Source organism: Acidovorax radicis N35 (assembly GCF_000204195.1).
In the GTDB taxonomy this organism is placed as follows: domain Bacteria; phylum Pseudomonadota; class Gammaproteobacteria; order Burkholderiales; family Burkholderiaceae_C; genus Acidovorax; species Acidovorax radicis.
Map to the genome: position 1 here is coordinate 107,985 of NZ_AFBG01000021.1, position 18,944 is coordinate 126,928.

Here is an 18,944-nt window from a genome sequence, read left to right on the forward strand (position 1 = left end):
TTTTAATCGCCGATTGTTCTGTGTGCAATCACACCCAAAGGCCGCATGAAGGCCAGAGGGTGTGGCGCACCATGACACCGGTAAGGCAGACCGGGTCAGCCCCCACCTGCAGGCGTTTTCCGCTGTGCTGCGGCCCGCCCCCCTACTTCAGTGTTGGTGCCCGTGCGCCCCATGCACGTGGCGGTGCGCCACTTCTTCGGCACTCGCAGCGCGCACTTCGGTGACCTTGCAGCTGAACTTCAGCGCCTGGCCTGCCAGCGGGTGGTTGCCGTCCAGGTGCACTTCAGGGCCCTTGATCTTCACCACATTGAAAACGGCGGGTTGACCGTCGCTGCCCACGCCCTGCAGCTGGCCGCCCACCTTCACGCCTGGGGGGAACTCAGCCTTGGGGATCGTGCGCACCAGGCTTTCGTCGCGGGCTCCGAAGGCGTCTTCAACGGCAAGGTCCAGCGCGGTGGTAAAGCCGACGGCCTGGCCTTCCAGCGCGGCTTCGACCTTGGGGAAGATGTTTTCATAGCCACCGTGCAGATACGACAGGCTGCCGGCGTCGAGCGGCTTGCCTTCGGGCGTGGTGACCTTGTAAGTGATGGTGACGGCGGAGTCTTTGGTGATGGTGGCCATGGTGGTGCGTGCGCTTTCAGACGGTGAAAGAACGGCGCGGGCTGGCGGGCTATTGCCGCCAGCCGCTGCGCCAATCGAAACCCTGAATTGTCCACGAGGCGTGGGGCGTCTGCCGGGCGCCTCGTGGGCGGGCTCTGCGCCTGGGCCTATGCGCCCGCCACCACCTCGGCAGGGCGCTCTTCGTCGGTCTGGCCCGGATAGCGCGCAAAGCGCCGTGCCTCGGTGCCATGCACCGGGTCCTGGTCCGGCCAAGGCCAGCCGCCGAACTGGGTGCGGCGGTAGTCGTTCATGGCCTGCATGATCTCGGCCTGCGTGTTCATCACAAACGGACCGTACTGCGCCACGGGCTCGCCAATCGGCCGGCCTTGCAGCACCAGGCACTCGACGGCGGTGGTGCCGGTGTTGGTCAGCAGCCAGTCCTCGGTGGCACGCACCTGCAGCGCCGCGTGGCGGTCCACGTCCTGCGGGCCCACGCGCACGCTGTCGCCGACGAAGAAGTACAGCATGCGCTGCGTGCCTTCGCCTTGCGCGGCGGGCAGCGTCCACTCGGCGCCCGGGTCCATGCGCAGCGTCCAGATGGCGACGTCGCCTTCAGGCTGCGAAGCCCAGGATTCGGGCGGCGGTGCCAGAGGCTCGGGCGCGCCGGGCAGCGCACCGGCCACCACGGTGACGGTGGTCGCGCGGCCTGCGGCGTCGTGGTGCACCAGGCGCGGAATCCGCTCGTCCCACAGCATGGTGAAGTGCGGGTCCACCATCTTGTTCCTGGCGGGCAGGTTCAGCCAGATCTGGAACAGCTCCAGCGGGTTGGGTTCGGTGGCATTGAGCAGCGGGAACATCTCGGAATGCACGATGCCCTTGCCGGCCGTGACCCACTGCACATCACCGCCGCCAAAACGTGCGGCCGCGCCCAGCGAGTCGGAGTGGTCGATCAGGCCCTTGCGCACCAACGTCACGGTCTCGAAGCCGCGGTGCGGGTGACCCGGAAAGCCGGGCACGGTGTCGCCGTGGTACATGCTCCAGCCGTCCTTGCCGCTGAAGTCGCTGCCGATCTGGCGATCTTCAATGGGCACGGCAGGGCCGAACGCGGCGTTGCCCGCGGGGTAGGCATCGTCGTGGTGGGCGCAGAAAAGAAACGGGTCGAGCGTGGGCCACTGCGGACCCAGCAACTGGGCGCGCACGATGGGCACCAGGGCGGTGGTTGCAGCAGGTGTGGACGACGACATACGAAGGCTCCTCGTGTTGTGCACCACCACGATCGGGCGGTATGCCAGTGGAATATGGAGCCAATGGTGCCTGAGCAGAAGTGCGCCCGGTGGAACAGTGCGGTGCACCGGGCAGGACAGTGGGACGATCCTGGCAGACGCATTCCGCTCAAATTTGAATCAAATCAGGCCCTGGCGCTTATCAGTATTGCGCTGTTAGCTATTATTTTAATAGCTCTGCACCTTTTAATGAACCGCCACCGGTGCCCCTGCACCAGACGGCTGCGCAGGCCGCAGCACCAGGCCGCCCAGCAACGCCGCCACGAGCGAGCCCCCGGCCGCCACCCAGAAGGCCAGCTGGTAGCCACCGTTCAAGGCCATCTGCACCGATGCGCCCGCCTCGCGCAGCGCGCCCGTGCGTGCATCGGCCAGACTGGCCAGTACGGCCAGGCCCAGCGCGCCACCCATCATGAAGGCAGTGTTGACCACGCCGGATGCCAGGCCCGAATCCTCGGGCTTCACGTCGCCCATGGCGGCCAGCAGCAGCGGGTTGAGCGCAATGCCCGCCCCCACGCCCAGCAGCACCATGCCGGGCAGCACATGCAGCACAAACTGGCCGTCCACCGGCGCCAGCGCAAACAGCGCCAGCCCCACAGTGGCCAGCACCAGGCCCCAGCCCAGCGTGCTGCGAATGCCGTAGCGCATCACCACCCAGGCCGACAGCCCCAGCGAGCAGGCCGCCATGATGAGGTTGGACGGAAGGAACGCCAGGCCCACCTGCATCGCGTCGTAGCCCAGCACCAACTGCATGTACAGCGCCGACAGGAAGAACCACGCAAACATGCCTGCCGCCCACAGCACGCCCACCACGTTGGAGATGGCCAGATTGCGCAGCCGCAGCAAGGCCAGCGGCACCAGCGGCGCGGCCACGTGGGATTCAACGTACAGAAACACCAGCAGCAGCGCGGCCGATGCACCCAGCAGGCCCAGCGACTGCAGCGAAGTCCAGCCCGCCTCGTTGCCGTTGACGATGGCGTACACCGCCAGCATCAGCGACGCGGTGATGGTGACCGCGCCCGCCACATCCAGCCGCTGCCCGTGGGCCTGCCCTTTGCCGCCCGGCAGCAGTGCCAGGCAGGCCGCGTAGATCGCCACGCCCACGGGGATGTTGACCAGAAAGATCCAGTGCCAGCTCAATGCACTGGTAAGCACACCGCCCAGCAGCACACCAATGCTGCCGCCCCCCGCGCAGACAAAACCATACACCCCCATGGCCCGCGCGCGCTCGCCGGGCTCGGTGAACAGATTCATGATGAGCGACAGCGCCACGGCCGACACCACGGCCCCGCCCACGCCCTGCACCGCACGCGCCGCCACCAGCAGCCCCTGCGTATTTGCGAGCCCGCAGGCCAGCGACGCGACGGTGAACAGCGTGATTCCTGCCAGGAACAGCCGCCGGTGCCCATACAGATCGCCCAGCCTCCCGCCCAGCAGCAGGCAGCCGCCAAAGGTCAGCATGTAAGCATTGACCACCCACACCAGCGATGTCTCGGTAAAGCCCAGATCAGCCTTGATGCTGGGCAGCGCCACGTTCACGATGGTGGTGTCGAGCACGATCATCAGCTCGCCCAGGCACAGCAAGATGAGCGCGGGCCAGCGTGCGCGGCCTTCGATGGAGAGGGTCATGGAGGTCAATGGGAATGTGGAAAGCGCAGAAGACGCGCCCCACAGTTTGTCACGCGCGGCGGCGGCAACTGGCGCGGCGCAAAGCCAGTGCACCCGTGGATCTGGCTCCGCCAGTCCACCGGGTGCGTCCCCCTTCAGGGGGAAGCCGCGCAGCGGCTCAGGGGGTCCTTACATACTTTGCTTGCATGAACTGGTTCCAGCTCCCGTCGGGCTGCTGGCCAAACGAGGTGAGCGTGCGCTCGTTGGCGCTGACGATGGTGATCACATCGCGGTAGCGGGCGGTTTTGCCGTCGTCCTTGAAGCTCGGGCCTTCAGTCTCCAGCGTCAGCACCTTCTGGTCGGCATCCAGCGTGCCACGGTAGACCCACATGTGGGCCATCATCGAGCCCACCCAGGTGCCCAGAAACTCTTTCTTCTCGGGGTCGTAGCCCAGCGTCATCTGCATGCGGGCCTCGCCGCCACCGGGCATGGTGCCGGTGCCTTCGAGGATCACCCACAGGTCGCCCAGCGCGCGCCCGTGTTCAGTGCCGTGCGACTGCTCGGACGGCTGGCCGGGGTCCGCGTCGCAGTTGGAGGTGCTGGTCCAGTCGCCCAGCAGTTGCTGCAGCCAGCGGTGCATGGCATGGGGTTCGGGATTCATCATGTCGGTCTCCTTGGTGTTGAAGAGGTTGGCAAGAGCACGCGCCGACCCGAGGGGCTACACCGCTTTGCCGTCGTAGTGGTGCACCGGCACGGCATCCAGGTCCACGCCATCCAGGCAACGCAGGTTGACCGCCGCCACCCGGTTGCCTTTCGGGTCCACGCCTTCGCCAAACGGGTGGATGCCGCAGGCCGGGCAAAAGCGGTGCTGGATCACATGCTTGTGAAAGGTGTAGGTGGCCACGTCGGCCTCGGGGGTGGTCAGCCGCAGCGCGTCGCGTGGCACAAACCACAGCAGCGACCCGCGTCGGCCGCACATGCTGCAGTTGCAGGCCAGGCCGCTGTCGATGGTGCCTTCCACCTCAAACGCCACCTTGCCGCAATGGCAGCTGCCTTGGTATCGGGTCGCGCTCATTGTGGTGCCACCACCATCCACGCCACGCCGAAGCGGTCCGCCACCATGCCGAAGGCGGGTGAAAAAAAAGTCTTGCCCAGGGGCATTTGCACCTGGCCGCCCTCGGCCAATGCATCGAACAGGCGCTTGGCCTCGGCTTCGTTCGCGGGGCTCAGCGCCAGCGAGATGCCCTGGAAGTTCGTGCTGCCCGATCCCATGCCGTCCGACGCCATCACCTGCGTCTCGCCCACGTTGAACGCAGCGTGCATCACCATCTCGGGCGTGGGGCCGGGGCCGCCGCCTTCTGCGCAACCTTGGCCGGCAGCGGGCTCGGGGTTGTCCTTGTAGCGCATGAGCATCGTGACCTCGGCACCCAGGGCGCGTCGGTAGAAATCCAGGGCCTCTTCGCAGCGGCCTTCAAACATCAGATAGGGCTCGACTTTCATGGGGCGTCTCCTTGGGGGTAAAAGCAGGCGCCCCGCCGGGGCCAAATGCCTGCCAAAGTTTCAGCAACGTGATTTCGGCGCACAATTGTGAACACCGTCCACAAACCATAACAAAGAGAATGGACGGTGTCCACGTTTCCATCGTCCATGACCGTAACCAACCGCAACACGCCGACCCTCCGCAGCACCTACCGCCATGGCGACCTGCGCCGCGCCCTGCTGGAGGCCGGCATCGATCTGGCGCGCCAGGGCGGCCCCGATGCCGTGGTGCTGCGCGAGGCCACACGCCGCGCGGGCGTGGCGCCGAATGCGGCCTACCGCCATTTCGCCAACCGGGACGACCTGCTGGCCGCCGTCCGCACGGCGGCCCTGGCGGCCGTGGCCGAGGCCATGGAAGCCGAACTGGCCCAGGTGCCCACCACCGGCACACCCACCGCGCAGGCCCACGCCAAGGTGCGCGCCGTGGGCGCGGGCTACCTGCGTTTTGCGCACGCCGAGACCGGGCTGTTCCGCACCGCCTTCGGTGGCCGCTTCACCGTGCAGCACGACCCCGACCCCGCCATGGGTGGCGCCACCGGGCTCAACCCGTTCCAGCACCTGAGCGCAGCGCTCGATGACCTGGTGACCGCAGGCGCCCTGCCGCCCGCGCGCCGCCCCGGCGCCGAATACCTGGCCTGGTCCACCGTGCACGGCATGGCATTGCTTTCCATCGACGGACCATTGCGGGGCACGCCGCAGCAGATGCTGGATGGCCTGGGACAGCGGCTGCTCGATATGGTGGAGCGGGGTTTGTAAGAAAACCCGAAGCCTTTTTGCCCACTAGCGCTTATTCATAAAGCGCCTATAGCTATCAAATAAATAGCAAATGTGGTCAGGCGTCACACCACCCCCAACCCATAAAGCTGCGCTGTGGCCCTCACCCGTGCCACCAGCGCGCGGCGCAACGCAGCAGGCCGCAGCACCTCCACCTGCGGGGACAGCCGCATGAGTTGCCCGCAGGCATGCTCCACCGATTCGATGGGAATGGTCACGGCCACGCGACCGTCCTTGCGGCGGGGCGACGGGGCGGCCGCCACCGCGCGTGCCACGGCACGGCTGAGCGCGCGCAGCCCTTTGAGCCCTGATGGCGTGGCCAGCAGGGCGGCCTCGCCGGTGTAGAGCCCCGCTTCAAAGCGCTGGATCGACTGCGCCCAATAGCCGGCCAAGTCAAACCGCGCGGGGCGGCGCACCGGCGTGGCCAGCGTCGTGGCCGCCCGGATGTTCGACACGCGGTAGGTGCGTGGCCCGCCCTCCGCAGAAGCGGCCGCGCCCGCAGGCACAGCCACCAGGTACCAGACCCCTGCCTTGAGCACCAGGCCCAGCGGGCTCACCGTGCGCTCCACCGTGTCGGCCCAGCTTTCGTAGCGCATCGCAACCTGGTGCCCGCTCCACACGGCGGCGGCCACGGTAGGCAGGTGCGGCGTGGGATCGCTCTCGCGGTACCAGTCCACCGGGTCGAGGTGCAGGCGGGTGCTCACGCGCTGCGCGTCCTCGCGCCACGACGCGGGCAGCGACGACAACAGCTTGAGCCGCGCCCCCTCCACATCGCCGCCCAGGCCGAGTTCCTGCGCGGGGCCGGGCAGGCCACTCAAAAAGACGGCCTGCGCCTCCGACGGTGTGAGCCCCGTGAGCGTGGTCTTCCAGCCCGGCAGCAGCGCAAAACCGCCATGGCGCCCGCGCTCAGCGTAGATCGGCACACCGGCCGCGCTGAGCTGGTCCACATCGCGGTACAGCGTGCGCACCGAAACCTCCAGCGCCTGGGACAACGCCTGTGCGCTCATGCGGCCCTGGGTTTCGAGCAGCATCTGAAGGGAAAGCAGGCGGCTGGCGCGCATGGGGGGTCAGTTTGTGTGGTGCGGCTAAGAGTTTTTAGCCGCTTGAGGCAATGGCGAAAGATAGCGCAAATACCTGCCATAGGTTGGCAGGTATTGCGGCGCAGACTGCAGCCTGACTGTTGAAACCACCCCACCAGGAGCCCGCATGCCCTACACCGCCATGGCCACGCGCCACACATCCGTCCCCATCACTGCCGCCGCCGTCGTTGCCGACGACTGCCCCATCGTCGAACTGCGCCAGTACACGCTGCACGCGGGGCAGCGCGATGTGCTGATCGACCTGTTCGACCGCGAGTTCGTGGAGACCCAGGAGGCGCAGGGCCTGCGCGTGCTGGGCCAGTTCCGCGACCTGGACCGGCCTGATCAGTTTGTCTGGCTGCGCGGCTTTGGCAGCATGGAGGCGCGCCGCCAGGCGCTCGAAGCCTTCTACCGCGGCCCCACCTGGGCCGCGCACCGCAACGCCGCCAACGCCACCATGGTCGACTCCGACAACGTGTTGCTGCTGCGCCCCGCGTGGCCTGGTGCGGCAGGCGCGCTGCCGCAGCACGCGCGCCCCGCGGCCGGTGCCAGTGGCTCGGCCCCGGGCGTGCTGGCCGCCACGGTGTTCCACCTGCACGAGGCCGCCACACCCGCGCTGCTGGACTTCTGCCGCCACCGCATGGCCCCCACGCTGCAACGCGGTGGCGCGCGCCACGTGGCCTGGTACTGCACCGAGACCAGCGCCAACACCTTTCCCCGCCTGCCCGTGCGCGAGGGCGAACACGTGCTGCTGGGGCTGGCGCTGTTCGGCCGCGAGGCCGCGCTGGAGGCTTTCACCGACAGCGCCGCATGGGCGCGCGGTGTGGCGCCGGGCCTTGCACCCTGGTTGGCCCGCGCGCCCGAAATCCACCGCCTGCAGCCCACCGCCCGCTCTGCGCTGCATGCCTGACGTCCCCCCGCTCGCCTTGCCGATGAAAGAACCCGCCATGACCACGCCGAACCTCATCACCATTCCCTCGCCTGCCGCAGCCCCCAGCGCCGCACGCGACTTCGACTTCCTCCTGGGCCCCTGGCGCATCCGCAACACGCGCCTGGTGCACCGGCTTCAAGGCTGCAACGACTGGGAAGTGTTCGATGCCACCGGCACCGCCCACGCCCTGCCTGGCGGCATCGGCAACTGCGACGACTTCACGCCCCTGGCCTGGAAGCCCGGCTTCGTCGGCATGACGCTGCGTGTGTTCAACCCGGTATCGAAGCGCTGGAGCATCTACTGGCTCGACAACGCCACGGGCGGCCTGGACCCGGCCACCGGCCTGCTCCAGCCACCCGTGGTGGGCGGCTTCCAGGACGGCGCAGGCCTCTTTGAAGGCGAAGAAGTGTTCGAAGGCCGCCCGGTGCGCGTGCGCTTCGAATGGTCGCAAAAGCACAGCGGCGCGCCGCGCTGGCAACAGGCGTTTTCGGACGACGGCGGCACCACCTGGGAGGTGAACTGGGTGATGGAGTTTTCGCGCCCGGCGTAAGCCTCGCAGCACGCAATCAGGTCGTTCAGTGCGCGGCCGACATCACCTCGGCCAGCCAGTCCACGAACACCCGCACGCGTGGCGAAAGCTGGCGGCTGTGCGGATACAGCACGGACACCGGCATGGGCGCGGGGCGAAACGGCGCCAGCACCTCGCACAGGCTGCCATCGGCCAGCCGGGGCGCGATGTGGTAGCGCGGCACCTGGATCAGCCCCAGGCCCGCGGCGCAGCAGGCGTGGTACGCATCGGCATCGCTCACGGCCACGGGGCCCTTGAGCTGCACGCTCCTGGCCACGCCATCCACAATGAAGTCAAAAGGCAGCGGCTTGCCCGTGCGCTGCGAGAGGAAGTTGACGGCGCGGTGCCCGCGCAGCGCATCCACCGTGGTGGGCGTGCCATGGCGCGCCAGGTACTCGCGGCTCGCGCAGGTCACCTGCGGCAACAGCGCCACACGCCGCGCCACCATGGTCGAGTCGCGCAGCTCGCCGCCGCGCAGGACACAGTCCACGCCTTCGCGCACCAGATCCACCAGCCGGTCACCCATGCCGATCTCCAGTTCCACATCGGGGTAGCGCATGCAGAACTCGCCGATGCGCGGCAGCACGAAGTGCCGCGCCAGCGTGCCCTGCAGATCCACGCGCAGCTTGCCGCGCGGCGTGCTCACGGCGTTGCCGAACGCGGTTTCGGTTTCTTCCAGGTCGGCCAGCAGGCGCTGGCAGCGTTCGTAGTACGCCTGCCCGTCGGGCGTGGTGCTGACGTGGCGCGTGGTGCGCTGCAGCAGCCGTGTGCCCAGGCGCTTTTCCAGGTCCTGCACGGCCAGGGTCACGCTCGCGCGCGGCAGCTGCAGGTCTTCGGCCGCGCGCGTGAAGCTGCCCAGCTCGACGATGCGCGTGAAAAGCTGCATGGATTGAAAACGGTCCATCACGAAAGGGCTTCTGGCTGTGGGCGATTGTTGTGTTCAGCTGAACAGTGATGGCAATTTTAGGTATTTATCAATTCTGACAACAACAGAACAATGCCTCCATCCCTGGCGCCGCCCACCCGGCGCCCCAATCACCGCACCAGGAGCCTTGCCATGAACCCGATCACCACCACCCCTTTTCAGGCGTCGACCCCCGCGGGCCCGCGCGTCGCCCTCGTCACCGGTGCATCGCGTGGCATCGGCGCCGCCATTGCCCACCGGCTCGCGCGCGACGGCATTCGTGTGGTGGTCAACTACGCGGGCCGCGCCGCAGACGCACAGATGGTGGTGCAGGCGATCACGGCGGCGGGCGGAGAGGCCATCGCGGTGCAGGCCGACGTGGCCGACAGCAGCGCCGTGCGCCAGTTGTTCGATGCCGCCGAGCAGGCCTTTGGCCGCGTGGACGTGCTGGTCAACAACGCGGGCGTGATGCCATCCACCCTGCCGCACCTGGCGCAGACGGACGACGCCACCTTTGACCGCCTGGTCGCCATCAACCTCAAGGGCACGTTCCACACCCTGCGCGAGGCCACGCACCGGCTGCAGCCCGGGGGGCGCATCGTCAACTTCTCGAGCAGCCTGGTCGGCACGGCCCTGCCAGGCTATGCCGTGTACGCTGCCACCAAGAGCGCGGTGGAGACCCTGACCAGCGTGCTCGCCAAGGAACTGCGCGGCCGGAACATCACGGTGAACGCCATTGCGCCCGGCCCCACAGCCACCGCGCTGTTCCTGGACGGCAAGACGCCCGAGCTGATCGAGCGCCTGGCCCAGGCCAACCCGATGGAGCGCCTGGGCACGCCCGAGGACATCGCCAACGCGGTGGCCTTCCTGGCCGGGCCGGATGGCGGGTGGATCAACGGGCAAACGCTGCGGGCCAATGGCGGGATGGTGTGAGCGTCTGCTTTTCCATAAAAATTGCCACTACCGCCTGATCCCATTGCGGTAGAAGCTATCAAAAGAGAAGCAACTACCCATACCTACGCAGTCACTGCCTGCGCGGCCTCGTGCGCCGGGAAGTCCGTGGACGCAGCCACGGCCCGCCACTGCGCGGTTTCTTGCGCCACGAAGGCGTGTGTGTCGGCAATGGTCTGCAGCGTGTCCGTGCCCAACGGCAGGCGCAGCGGCGGCGTGGGGCTGGCCACCAGTTTCATCACCGCCTGGGCCAGGCGCACGGGGTCGCCAGGCTGGTTCAGGTTGATGCGGCGCGCCGCTTCGCGCACGGCGCCCGCGCTGGCGGCGTAGTCGTCCAGCACGCACGGTGCCACGGCAAGCGAGGCGCCGTCGAGGAACTCGGTGCGGAAATACCCGGGCTGCACGGCCGTGGCATGGATGCCCAGCGGGGCCAGCTCGGCATGCAGCGCCTCGGTCAGGCCTTCCACCGCGAACTTGGTGGCGCAGTACACGCCAAAACCTGCACTGGAACGCACCCCCCCCAGCGACGAGATGTTGATCACGTGCCCTGCGCGGCGCGCGCGCATGGCGGGCAGCACGGCCCGGGTCACATGCAGCAGGCCGAACACGTTGGTGTCGAACAGGCGCTGCACTTCGTCGGCCGTGGATTCCTCCACCGCGCCCAGCAGCCCGTAGCCCGCGTTGTTGACCAGCACGTCGATGCGGCCAAAGCGCTCCAGCGCGGCGCCCACAGCGTGGCGCGCCTGGGCTTCGTCGGTCACGTCGAGCGCCACAGACAACAGTGCGTCGCTGGGGCCCAGGCGCTTTTCAATCGACGCGGCATCGCGGGCCGTGGCGACCACAGCGTCGCCCTGTGCGAGCGCGGCCTCGGCAATGCGGGCACCAATGCCGCGCGAGGCGCCGGTGATCATCCAGACACGGGGGAAGGAGGAAGAAGGGATAGCAGTCGAAGCGGTCATGGCGGAAGTCCTTGAAAGGGATTGGGAACGGGGATCTGGCAAACGCAACACACGGAGATGCTGAGGCGCAGCCATGGAGGTGAACTTTAGGCAGACTATTGCCATCGCACTAGCCCATAATTACTGACTTTATTTACAAGCAAAGCTTGCCAATATCTCGAAACGGACACCATGGCCATCAATGAACTGCGTGCCATTGCCACGTTTGCCAAAGCCGCCGAACTGGGCAGCCTGCGGCAGGCCGCCTCGGCCCAGGGCATCACCCCGCAGGCCGCCAGCCTGGCGCTGGGGCAGCTCGAATCGCACCTGGGCGTGCGGCTGTTCCACCGCACCACGCGCAGCCTGAGCCTGACCGAAGAGGGGCGCCAGTTTCTGGAGGCCGCGCAGCCGGGCCTCTCGACCCTGCAGCGGGCGGTGCACGGCGCACGGCGCGGGCGCGAGGAGATTGCGGGGCCGCTGCGCATCGTGGCGCCGCGCTCCGTCATGCTGGAGGTGGTCTGGCCCGTGCTCGACGCGTTCTGCCGCCGCTACCCGCTGGTGGAGCCTGATGTGCAGCTGGACGATCGCATCGGCAACTGGGTGGAAGACCGGGTGGACGTGGGTTTCCGCTCAGGCTACCCCCCCGAGGGCGGGGTGATTGCGCGGCGCCTGATGGCGCTGCAGCTGGTGGCGTGCGCCACGCCGGACTACCTGGCCCGCCATGGCACGCCCACCCGCATCGAAGACCTGGCGCAGCACCGCTGCAGCGGGTTTCGCCACCCCACCACCGGCAAGCCCATGCCGTGGGAGTTTCAGGTGGGCGATGACATCGTGGCCCATGCCATACCGCCTGCGTTCTGCGTCAACGACATCGAGCTGGAAGCGCGCGCCGTGCTGGGCGGCCACGCCATCGGCCAGCTCGTTGGCGTGACGGCGGCGCCACTGGTGCGCAGCGGACAGTTGGTGCCCGTGCTGACCGAATTCGTGCCCCAGCACCTGGGCCTGTACGTGTACTACGGCAGCCGGGCGGCGCAGCCGGCCCGCGCGCGCGCCTTTATCGATCTGGCGGTGGAGATGCTGGCAGACAACCCGGCGTTCGGCCTGAGCGCGCAGGAGCTGCGGGGCACAGCCCCAAGGCCCCGGCGGCGCAAGCCCTCGGTGGCCTGAACGGGCACATGTAGCTTGCGCCGCCACATGCAACCGTGCGCCCCCCAAGCCGTGCTGGCGCACAGCGTCTTCGCCTGGGAAAGGGGCGATTGCTGGCCATTCGGCAAACAGTCCGTTGTGGAAAAGGGTATTTATCGCTTTCGCCGCGCGCCCTACATTGGCTGGACTGCCCGAGAGGGCGGAACCAACGCACCGGATTCACCCATGACCACCTTCTCTGCCACGGTCCAGACGCACATCAAGGCCTCCCCGGCACTGGCGTTCCAGCACATCGCGCCCATCGACCCGCGCGCCCTGTTCACCGGCTACGGGCCTTTGCCCGCAGTGACCGGCACGCGCGACCAGACGGGCGCCTGGGACACGCCGGGGCAGACCCGCACCGTGGCACTGTCCGACGGCAGCGTGGCCGAAGAAAGGCTCAAGCACTACCACCCGGCGCAGTACTTCAGCTACACCGTCAGCGGCTTCACCGGGGCACTGCGCTGGTTGGCCACCGGGGCCAATGGGGCCTGGTGGTTTGACCCGCAGGCGGGTGGCACGCAGACCACGGTGCGCTGGCGCCACGCGTTTCATCCCCGCTCCAAATGGGCCGCGCCGGTGCTCTGGCTGCTGGCCAACGTGCTGTGGCGCGGCTACATGCGCAAGGCGCTGCGGCTGGCCAAGATGCAGATCGAGACCCCACTGCGTGCGCCCGCAGGCCCGGCGATTTCAACCTGAGTCGGCCCCCATCCGGCCCGACGACCGCTCACCACAGCTCAGTTGCTTTTGGCTTCGAAGAACGGCGTGCCCTGGATGGCCGACGGGCTGACGGTAAAAGTTCTCAGCGGCTGCAGGGGCTGGGTCTCGCCTTGTTTCAGCGCAGGGCGTGGGGCGCCAGGGTTCAGCGCGGGCGCTATGCAACCCGTGCGCACCGTTTGCACCACTTCAGGGTCCAGCGCCCGGCGTTTGCCCAGGCGGCTGCCCGACAGAAACAACATGTCCCCTTGCAGCTCGGCCCGCTGGTTCATGAGGGGCATGGCCTGCAGCGGATCGAACCCCACGCGCACCGAATTGGCACCGTCCAGCCGGTACTGCACCACCTTCACCACCGCGGGCTTGCCCGGGGCCTCCTCCACCACGTCGCCCAGGTAGAAGTAGCGCACCGACTCCGCAGGCAAAGGGGGCAGCGGGTAGTTTTCAGACCAGTTGCTGTTGCCCTGGCCAAACAGCGGGCGCAGCGCGGCCGGGGCCTTGTCGTCCGCCGACACCGCAAACACCGGCGCGCGGGCACTGGACAGCGTGTGGCCATGAAAGTCGAACTCCACCATGGCACCCAATGCGGCCACCTTGCGGGCATAGGCCGGGAACAAGGTCTGGTCCTGCCGCACCTGTTGCAGCCGCACTCCGCTGCCTTCCGACTTCCAGCGGCCCGCCATCACCATATCCAGCGCCCCGCCGGTCAAGGCAAAACAAAAGGTGTTGTCGGCCAGCAGCGCCAGTTGCGCGATGGTGTCCACGGAGCCGCCCCGGTATTCGCCCACATAGCCCGACTCGGCGGTGGTGGCGGCGTGCAGGGTGAAGCTGGCCGTCAGTGCGGCCAATGCTGCGGCAGTGGCGCAGGCGCTGCGCAAGAGGCGAGGAGTGTGGTTCACAAACGTGGTCCCAGGTGGAAGGGTGGGCCACTATATCGCTGCGGGTGCAACCACCCGCCCTGATCCCCCTGGACGGCAAAGACATCGCACCACACACGCCCACCGACGACGGCTGCCCGCGCCGATGCGACGTAAGCGACGCGGCGGATCAGCTTGCCGCAGGGGGCCAACGCGTCCAGGGGCGCTCTGGATCAGGCCGCAAACCCGCCATCGATGAGCAGGCTGGCCCCCGTCACCATGCCCGACTCCGGCCCCGCCAGATAGGCCACCATACCCGCGATTTCGTCGGGGTGGGCGTGGCGGTTGAGCGCCATCATGCCGTGCATGTTGCTGGCCAGGGGGCCGTCGGCGGGGTTCATGTCGGTGTTGACCGGGCCGGGCTGCACGTTGTTCACCGTGATGCCACGCGGCCCCAGGTCGCGCGCCAGGCCCTTGGTGAGGCCCACGATGGCGGCCTTGCTCATGCCATACACGCTGAAGCCTGCCCATGGCACACGGTCGGAGTTGGTGCTGCCGATGGTGATGACGCGGCCATAGGCCCCGCCCTGGCCCATGTGGCGCACGGCGGCCTGCGTGGCCACGAACACCGCGCGCACGTTCACGTTGATCGTGTGGTCGAAATCGGCCAGGGCAAAGCTGTCGATCTCGCCGGCCACCGCCACGCCCGCGTTGTTGACGAGGATGTCGAGGCGGCCCAGCGTGCGCGCCGCGCCGTCGATGGCTTGCGTGAGGGCGGCGGCGTCCGCACTGTCGGCGCGCAGCGCCAGGGCCTTGCCACCGCCCGCTTCAATGGCAGCCACCAGCGCCTGCGCGGGGGCTTCGGAGCTGCTGTAGGTGAAGGCCACCGCCGCTCCGTCGCGAGCCAGGCGCTGGACGATGGCGGCGCCAATGCCACGCGCGCCGCCGGTGACAAAGGCAACCTTGCCAGCCAGCACACGTGAAGAGGCTGCGGGTCCCGCTGCCGAGGGGGATGCGTCAAGCACAGAAGACATGGTGTTTCTCCAAAAAACAGGTGATTGAAAAGGTTCGTCGCAGAACCCGGAATGCCTGCAGTGTCGGCAAACCATTGCCTCATCGGTAGCTATGAATAGGCTGGATCTATTTCAACTGCCAGTTGAAAATGCAGGCCATGCAACCTCTGAGCCACCTGGAATCGTTTGTCAAATCCGCCGAGTCCGGCAGCTTCTCGGCCGCTGCGCGGCTCATGGGCCTCACGCCCGCCGCCGTGAGCAAGAACGTGGCGCGGCTGGAGGCCAGCCTGGGCGTGCGGCTGTTCCAGCGCAGCACGCGGCGCCTCACGCTCACCGAAGGCGGGCAGCGCCTGCTGGCGCAGATCAGCCCGCCGCTGACCGCGCTGGCCGATGCGGTGGACCACGCGGCCGAGGCCGAGCAGCAGCCTGCGGGCACGCTCAAGGTGAGCATGGGCCAGGCCTTTGGCCGCGCCTACATCGTGCCGCTGCTCACCGAGTTTTTGCAGCGCTACCCAGCCATCCAGCCCGACTGGCGCTTTGAGAACCGCCAGGTCGACCTGATCGGCGAGGGTTTTGACGCCGGCATTGGCGGCGGCCTGAACCTGCACCCCGACATGGTGGCGCGCACGCTGGGGCCCATCCACTTGGTGGTGGTGGCCGCCCCCGCGCTGCTCAAGGGCCGCAAGGCCCCCCGCCACCCGGCAGACCTGGCGCAGTGGGATGGCATTGCGCGCCGCGCCATCCGCACGGGGCGTGTCCCTGTCATCACCTTGCGCAACAAGGCTGGCGAGGCGGCGCCGGCGGATTTCCGCCCCCGCATCGTGTTCGACGACCCCGAGGCCATGTGCCAGGCCGCGCTGATGGGCCTGGGCCTGGCCGTGCTGCCCATGCCATTTGCGCAGCCCTGGCTGGCGCGCGGCGACCTGGTGCGGGTGCTGCCCGGCTGGTGGGTGGACACGGGGCCGGGCTCGATTTATTACCCCAGCAAGAAGCTGCTGCCAGCGCGCACGCGGGTGTTTGTGGATTTTGTGGTGGAGCAGTTCAGGCAGCGCGGGTTTGCGCAACGGGTGCGTGGAGATGGGTGACTGCCTGCTGGGGGTCTCCAAGCGGTCAGCCCGGGCCGGGCGGCGCCTTTGGCGTGCGCAAAGCTTGCCGCTCCTACACTGCGCGCACCCGTTGACCGCTTGCTGATCGCTGGAAGGAACCCGCATGCACCCCCGCTGGCCCACCCGTTCGACCACCTGGATCACCCTCGGTCTGCTGGCCGGCCTGGCCACCGGTGCCGTGCACGCCCAGCCCGCCGATGCGCCCTGGCGCGAAACCTCGGCACCCGCCGAACAAGCGCTGGACGCCACGGCCTTTCAGGGCGTGGACGCCGCACTGGCCACCCAGTTCACCGATGTGCAAAGCGCCGTGGTGGTGCTGCGCGGCCGGGTGGTGTACCGGTTCTATCGCGATGGGGAGCCTGACAAGCTGCGCGATACGCAATCGGCCTCCAAGAGCGCGCTGTCGGCCTTGCTGGGTGCGGCCATCGCGCAGGGCCGGATCACCAGCGTGGACCAGCGTGTGGTGGAGCTGGTGCCTGAGTGGGCGCCCCTCAACACCGACCCGCGCACCGCCACCATCACGCTGCGGCACCTACTGACACTGACGGCGGGATTTGCGCAGGACAGCGGCCCGCGCACCCGCGCTGGCACCGCTGCGCCGTTGCCCGTGCGCGAGGCCTGGGCGCGGCCGCTGGCGGCAGACCCGGGCCAGGTTTTTTCCTATGACAACTCTGTCACGCCACTGCTGGTCACCGTGCTGGAAAAAACCACCGGCATGCCCCTGGCCGACTACGCGCGCCAGCAACTGGTGGGCCCGATGGGCTTGGCCGAGCCAAGCTACCGGGACAGCATCGTGCACCTGCGCACGCTGGACATGGCCAAGCTCGGTCAGCTGTACCTGCAACGCGGCCAGTGGAACGGCAAGCCGCTGGTGCCCGAAACGTTTGTGGACGCCTCGGTGCAGGCGCAGAACGCAGGAGGCCCGCTGGTGGGGTTGCACTATGGCTACCTGTGGTGGGTGGTGCCCGGCAAGGCGCCGCGCCCCACCTTCATGGCCAGTGGGTATGGCGGGCAGTTCATCTGGGTCTATCCGCCCCTGGACCTCGTCGTGGCCACCACGTCCGCCGTGTCATCCGACAGCCAGCAACGGGGCCACGCATTGCAGCTGATCCGCGGCCCGCTCTTTGCGGCGGCCCAGCGCCGCGTGGCGGGCGAGCCGAAATAGCCTTCGGCCCGGACTGCCCCAAAGAATTCGATTCTTTTTGCCCTTCAGCGCTTATCCATCCAGCGCAGGCAGCTATGCTTTTTGAAGCGCCTGATAACAAACGTGCTCAGGGCTGTTTGCCCACAAACGCGACCGACAGCCCCTTGGCCGTCACGGTGATGGGCCCCGGCTGCAGGCCCAGGCCGTCGAACACGGCGGTGTCCTGCGGGCGCAGCTGGTGCAAGGTGACTTCGCGCAACGACTGTTCGGCGAGCACGGGCGCGTAGGCGTTGAGCAGTTCGGTGACGGTCGGCTTGAGGGACGGGAAATCCAGCCGCACCAGCCGGATCTGGTGGGCGCGCAGCGTGCGGTCGCTGGCTTCGTAGCGCAGCCCAAACTCCACATCAAAACTCCCGGCATGGCTGCGGCGCAATGCAGCACCCGCCGCGTCCACCACCATGGCCGCGCCCAGGCGATTGACCTCGGGCAGCAGGCGCAGGTTGGGCGCCTGCAGGGTAAGGTCGAACAGGCCCTGCACCGGCACGCTGCGCGGGAACTTCGTGGCCACCATCTCCTGCAGCTGCGCGAGCGGCACGGTGTAGCTGGGCTGGGCCAGCGCGCCACGCCCCGCCAGCAGCAACGTGGCCCCGCCCAGGGCCAGGCCGCTGGAGGCGGTGGTCAGAAATCGTCGGCGATGCAGCATGCGTGCGCTCCTTGGGGCTGTTGTGGCAGTCGATGCAATGGTTGCCATCGTTGTGGTGATTGCGGTGTCGCGGATGCGGCGGCCGGGCAGTATGCGGGGCGGATGGGCCAGAACATGCTCCGGGCAGGCCGGCGCAATAATCGGCGCGATGACGCCACCGCCCATCCATCGATGCCAGGTTTTTGCATCTCCCTGGCAAGGTGTGTACTGCACACACGCAGAAAGTTCCCGCCACTACGGCCGGCACTGGCATGCAGTCTACGGGCTGGGCCTGCTGGACGATGGCGCGCAAAGCTCCGCCAGCGGGCGCGGCCCGGTGGATGCCTATGCGGGCGACCTCATCACCACCAATCCGGGCGAGGTGCACGATGGCCAGCCTCTGGGCAGTGCCTCGCGCCGCTGGCGCATGGTGTACCTGGAACCGGCGGCGCTGCAGGCCCTGGCGGACAACGAGGCCCCTGGGGCGGGGGCCGACATCGCGCTCACCCGCCCCGTCATCCAGGACCCTGCCCTGGCCCGCGCCCTGCACACGCTCATCACGCGCGTGTTCCAGTGGAACGCCCTGCAAGAACAGCTGGTGCACGCCCCGCCGTCGGCCGATGCCGTGGACCGCCTGGCCTGCGAGGAATCGCTGGCCCTGACCTCTGCGCTGCTCCTGGAGCGCCACGCCAGCACGGCGGCACCGCCCACTTCGCGTGCCACCGCTGCCGCCGAGGTTGTGCAACAGGTGCGCGACTGGCTGGCCGATGCGCCACTGGCTCCGCCCTCGCTCGCACAGATGGCAGCCCTTGCCGGGCTCGGCCGCTACCAGCTGCTGCGGCGCTTTGCCGAGGCCTATGGGTTGCCGCCGCACGCCTGGCTGCTTCAGCAGCGGGCCGAGCGCAGCCGCCACCTCATCCGGCGCGGTGCCAGCCTGGCCGATGCCGCGGCGGCCAGCGGCTTTGCGGACCAGAGCCACATGACCCGCATGTTTGCGCGGCAATTTGGCTTCACGCCCGGTGCATGGCAAAAGGCGCACCGCCGCCCCGGGGCGCAATAACGTTCAAGACG

21 protein-coding genes are annotated in these 18,944 nt (G+C 68.2%); 9 read left to right on the forward strand and 12 right to left on the reverse strand.

Annotated features, from left to right (window positions below; all coding sequences use genetic code 11):
• Positions 1-147: 147 nt before the first annotated feature.
• The 6 genes from ARADN35_RS0117510 to ARADN35_RS0117535 form a co-directional block, all read right to left on the reverse strand.
• Positions 148-621 carry an FKBP-type peptidyl-prolyl cis-trans isomerase gene (locus ARADN35_RS0117510; protein WP_010464397.1) on the reverse strand — a complete coding sequence of 158 codons (474 nt, stop codon included), beginning with the start codon at positions 619-621 and terminating at the stop codon, positions 148-150.
• A 146-nt stretch (positions 622-767) separates the two neighbouring features.
• Complete coding sequence (locus ARADN35_RS0117515) at positions 768-1,844, reverse strand: pirin family protein (RefSeq protein WP_010464398.1); 1,077 nt, start codon at positions 1,842-1,844, stop codon at positions 768-770.
• A gap of 225 nt (positions 1,845-2,069) precedes the next feature.
• Complete coding sequence (locus ARADN35_RS0117520) at positions 2,070-3,509, reverse strand: MFS transporter (protein ID WP_010464401.1); 1,440 nt, start codon at positions 3,507-3,509, stop codon at positions 2,070-2,072.
• A 157-nt stretch (positions 3,510-3,666) separates the two neighbouring features.
• Complete coding sequence (locus tag ARADN35_RS0117525; protein ID WP_010464403.1) at positions 3,667-4,152, reverse strand: DUF1579 domain-containing protein; 486 nt, start codon at positions 4,150-4,152, stop codon at positions 3,667-3,669.
• A 54-nt stretch (positions 4,153-4,206) separates the two neighbouring features.
• Positions 4,207-4,563 carry a GFA family protein gene (locus tag ARADN35_RS0117530; protein ID WP_010464405.1) on the reverse strand — a complete coding sequence of 119 codons (357 nt, stop codon included), beginning with the start codon at positions 4,561-4,563 and terminating at the stop codon, positions 4,207-4,209.
• Positions 4,560-4,988 carry a VOC family protein gene (locus ARADN35_RS0117535; protein ID WP_010464407.1) on the reverse strand — a complete coding sequence of 143 codons (429 nt, stop codon included), beginning with the start codon at positions 4,986-4,988 and terminating at the stop codon, positions 4,560-4,562. The genes ARADN35_RS0117530 and ARADN35_RS0117535 overlap by 4 nt, the downstream gene beginning before the upstream one ends.
• Positions 4,989-5,135: 147 nt before the next feature.
• On the opposite strand from ARADN35_RS0117535, the gene ARADN35_RS0117540 reads away from it, so the two are divergent.
• A complete protein-coding gene (locus ARADN35_RS0117540; RefSeq protein WP_029414135.1) occupies positions 5,136-5,783 on the forward strand; it encodes a TetR/AcrR family transcriptional regulator in 648 nt (215 codons plus the stop codon).
• 83 nt (positions 5,784-5,866) lie between these two features.
• On the opposite strand, the gene ARADN35_RS0117545 is transcribed toward ARADN35_RS0117540, so the two are convergent.
• A complete protein-coding gene (locus ARADN35_RS0117545; RefSeq protein ID WP_010464410.1) occupies positions 5,867-6,862 on the reverse strand; it encodes a helix-turn-helix transcriptional regulator in 996 nt (331 codons plus the stop codon).
• A 145-nt stretch (positions 6,863-7,007) separates the two neighbouring features.
• On the opposite strand from ARADN35_RS0117545, the gene ARADN35_RS0117550 reads away from it, so the two are divergent.
• A complete protein-coding gene (locus ARADN35_RS0117550) occupies positions 7,008-7,790 on the forward strand; it encodes an NIPSNAP family protein (protein WP_010464412.1) in 783 nt (260 codons plus the stop codon).
• Between the two features lie 37 nt (positions 7,791-7,827).
• Complete coding sequence (locus ARADN35_RS0117555) at positions 7,828-8,361, forward strand: hypothetical protein (protein ID WP_010464414.1); 534 nt, start codon at positions 7,828-7,830, stop codon at positions 8,359-8,361.
• Positions 8,362-8,386: 25 nt separating this feature from the next.
• On the opposite strand, the gene ARADN35_RS0117560 is transcribed toward ARADN35_RS0117555, so the two are convergent.
• Positions 8,387-9,283: a LysR family transcriptional regulator gene (locus tag ARADN35_RS0117560; protein ID WP_010464416.1), complete on the reverse strand. Its 897-nt coding sequence runs from the start codon at positions 9,281-9,283 to the stop codon at positions 8,387-8,389.
• 153 nt (positions 9,284-9,436) lie between these two features.
• Between ARADN35_RS0117560 and ARADN35_RS0117565 the strand changes: the two genes are divergently transcribed.
• Positions 9,437-10,216: an SDR family oxidoreductase gene (locus ARADN35_RS0117565; protein WP_010464418.1), complete on the forward strand. Its 780-nt coding sequence runs from the start codon at positions 9,437-9,439 to the stop codon at positions 10,214-10,216.
• Positions 10,217-10,299: 83 nt separating this feature from the next.
• On the opposite strand, the gene ARADN35_RS0117570 is transcribed toward ARADN35_RS0117565, so the two are convergent.
• Positions 10,300-11,193, reverse strand: coding sequence for an oxidoreductase (locus ARADN35_RS0117570; RefSeq protein ID WP_029414137.1), 894 nt, complete (start codon positions 11,191-11,193; stop codon positions 10,300-10,302).
• Between the two features lie 171 nt (positions 11,194-11,364).
• Between ARADN35_RS0117570 and ARADN35_RS26540 the strand changes: the two genes are divergently transcribed.
• Both ARADN35_RS26540 and ARADN35_RS26545 read left to right on the forward strand, forming a co-directional pair.
• Positions 11,365-12,339, forward strand: a complete 975-nt coding sequence (locus ARADN35_RS26540; protein WP_010464422.1) for a LysR family transcriptional regulator — start codon at positions 11,365-11,367, stop codon at positions 12,337-12,339.
• Between the two features lie 204 nt (positions 12,340-12,543).
• Positions 12,544-13,056, forward strand: a complete 513-nt coding sequence (locus tag ARADN35_RS26545) for an SRPBCC family protein (RefSeq protein WP_010464424.1) — start codon at positions 12,544-12,546, stop codon at positions 13,054-13,056.
• 38 nt (positions 13,057-13,094) lie between these two features.
• Here the strand turns inward: ARADN35_RS26545 and ARADN35_RS0117585 are convergent, their stop codons facing one another.
• Complete coding sequence (locus tag ARADN35_RS0117585; RefSeq protein ID WP_029414138.1) at positions 13,095-13,970, reverse strand: hypothetical protein; 876 nt, start codon at positions 13,968-13,970, stop codon at positions 13,095-13,097.
• Between the two features lie 191 nt (positions 13,971-14,161).
• Positions 14,162-14,962, reverse strand: coding sequence for an SDR family oxidoreductase (locus ARADN35_RS0117590; protein ID WP_050812547.1), 801 nt, complete (start codon positions 14,960-14,962; stop codon positions 14,162-14,164).
• 137 nt (positions 14,963-15,099) lie between these two features.
• Here ARADN35_RS0117590 and ARADN35_RS0117595 point away from each other — a divergent pair, with 137 nt between their 5' ends.
• Together ARADN35_RS0117595 and ARADN35_RS0117600 are read left to right on the forward strand one after the other, a co-directional pair.
• Positions 15,100-16,026 carry a LysR family transcriptional regulator gene (locus tag ARADN35_RS0117595; protein ID WP_029414139.1) on the forward strand — a complete coding sequence of 309 codons (927 nt, stop codon included), beginning with the start codon at positions 15,100-15,102 and terminating at the stop codon, positions 16,024-16,026.
• Between the two features lie 124 nt (positions 16,027-16,150).
• The gene (locus ARADN35_RS0117600) at positions 16,151-17,212 is read left to right on the forward strand and encodes a serine hydrolase domain-containing protein (protein WP_010464431.1); all 1,062 of its coding nucleotides are present in this window, start codon (positions 16,151-16,153) and stop codon (positions 17,210-17,212) included.
• A gap of 106 nt (positions 17,213-17,318) precedes the next feature.
• Here ARADN35_RS0117600 and ARADN35_RS0117605 read toward each other — a convergent pair whose 3' ends face one another.
• A complete protein-coding gene (locus ARADN35_RS0117605) occupies positions 17,319-17,894 on the reverse strand; it encodes a hypothetical protein (protein ID WP_010464434.1) in 576 nt (191 codons plus the stop codon).
• A 148-nt stretch (positions 17,895-18,042) separates the two neighbouring features.
• Between ARADN35_RS0117605 and ARADN35_RS0117610 the strand changes: the two genes are divergently transcribed.
• Positions 18,043-18,933 carry an AraC family transcriptional regulator gene (locus tag ARADN35_RS0117610; protein WP_010464436.1) on the forward strand — a complete coding sequence of 297 codons (891 nt, stop codon included), beginning with the start codon at positions 18,043-18,045 and terminating at the stop codon, positions 18,931-18,933.
• Positions 18,934-18,944: the final 11 nt, after the last annotated feature.